Consider the following 1,336-nt stretch of genomic DNA (forward strand, 5'->3'; position numbering starts at 1 on the left):
TGATCCTCTACGCGGGCACGCCGGGAACGTTCGTCGACCTCGCCGCAGACCTGGCGTGGCTCACCGGCCGCCCGCCCGGCGACTTCGTACTCGATCAGCATCTCAGCCTCCCCGCCGGATCGGGCACCGGGACATATCTGACAACCGGGACGTATCTGACAACCGGGACGTATCTGACAACGGCGTCGGTCATCAATCAGGCGATCGGTGTCCTCATCGGGCGCGGCTACACGCCAGAGCAAGCTCATCGGGAACTGGACACCCGAGCTGATGATGCGGGTATCGATCGACACACCGCCGCCCAATTCATCCTCGACACCCTCACCGGTGAGGACCCGGCCGACGGCGGGCGCACCGAGCAGCCGCCCAACATCGGTTAAGTGTGTTAGGCAGCGCGGCGGGCTGCTGCGCCCGCGCCCCTCTCTAGGCTTTGGTTCGGCGCCCGCTGGCTTGGACTTCCGGCATATCCCGCTGCAAGCCGTGCTCGCGCGCACCCGCCGGCTCATCGACACCTACTCACTCACAGCGGTTCCCGGGGCTAGACCGAAGTTAAGGCTGTTGAAATAGGCGAATACCCGGGTTGACCTGGGGATTCGCTGGTTGGTGGGGTGGGTTGTTCTGGCTACGCGGCGATGGTGAGCGGGATAGGGGTGTTGAGGAGGTCGAAGGCACGGCGCTGTTCGGGGGTGGGGTCGGTGAGTTTGTCGATTTCGATGTTGGTGTCGTGGTAGCGGATTCGGTCGCGGGTGAGGGTGGCCAGGTGGTCGAGCAGGTCGCGGAAGCTGCGGAGCTGGTTGCCGTTGGCGTCGTGTTTGGTGGAGGCCTTCGCATCGGCTTCGGGTGAGCGCTGTGCGGGGGCGACGGGGTTATCCCGGTGGGGTGGCTGCTCGTCGGTGAAGGTCAGCGGCGCCCAGGTCTTGCGCAGGTGCCAGATGAGGTAGCAGGCGAGCAGGCAGATCAGCACGTGGGCTTTGACGCGGTCGTCGAGGCGGTGGTGGATCGGGCGCAGGTCCAGGTCGTCGGATTTGATGATGCGGAAGTCGCGTTCGACGTTGGCGAGGTTCTTGTAGCTTTGCACCACGGCGGCGGGGTCGAGGCCCTCGGCGGGCACGCTGGTGCGCAGCACGTAGATGCCGTCGAGGGCGGCTTCGGCGTCGATGCGCGCCTGGTCGCGACGGTAGGTGAAGGTGGTGTCGGTGACGTCGCGGTGGAAGTGCTTGCCCATCTTGTATTTCCCGATGGCCGCGCCGACCGGTTCTCCGATCTTGCCGGCCCCGCGCAGCCTGCCGGCGCTGACCCGCTCGGCGATCGCGGCGAGGAGTTTCTCGGTCGCGGC

General features: G+C 66.3%; 2 protein-coding genes. One reads left to right on the forward strand and one right to left on the reverse strand.

Features of this window, described 5'->3' with window-relative positions; all coding sequences use genetic code 11:
- The coding region (locus FPZ47_RS27530) for an ANTAR domain-containing protein (RefSeq protein ID WP_168209590.1) at positions 1–380 on the forward strand (380 nt) is incomplete at its 5' end.
- Between the two features lie 242 nt (positions 381–622).
- Here FPZ47_RS27530 and FPZ47_RS27535 read toward each other — a convergent pair.
- Positions 623–1,336 (reverse strand): IS1634 family transposase (locus tag FPZ47_RS27535; protein ID WP_144957527.1); only part of this gene is annotated, 714 nt, incomplete at its 5' end.

Source organism: Mycobacterium helveticum (assembly GCF_007714205.1).
GTDB classification, from domain to species: Bacteria; Actinomycetota; Actinomycetes; order Mycobacteriales; family Mycobacteriaceae; genus Mycobacterium; species Mycobacterium helveticum.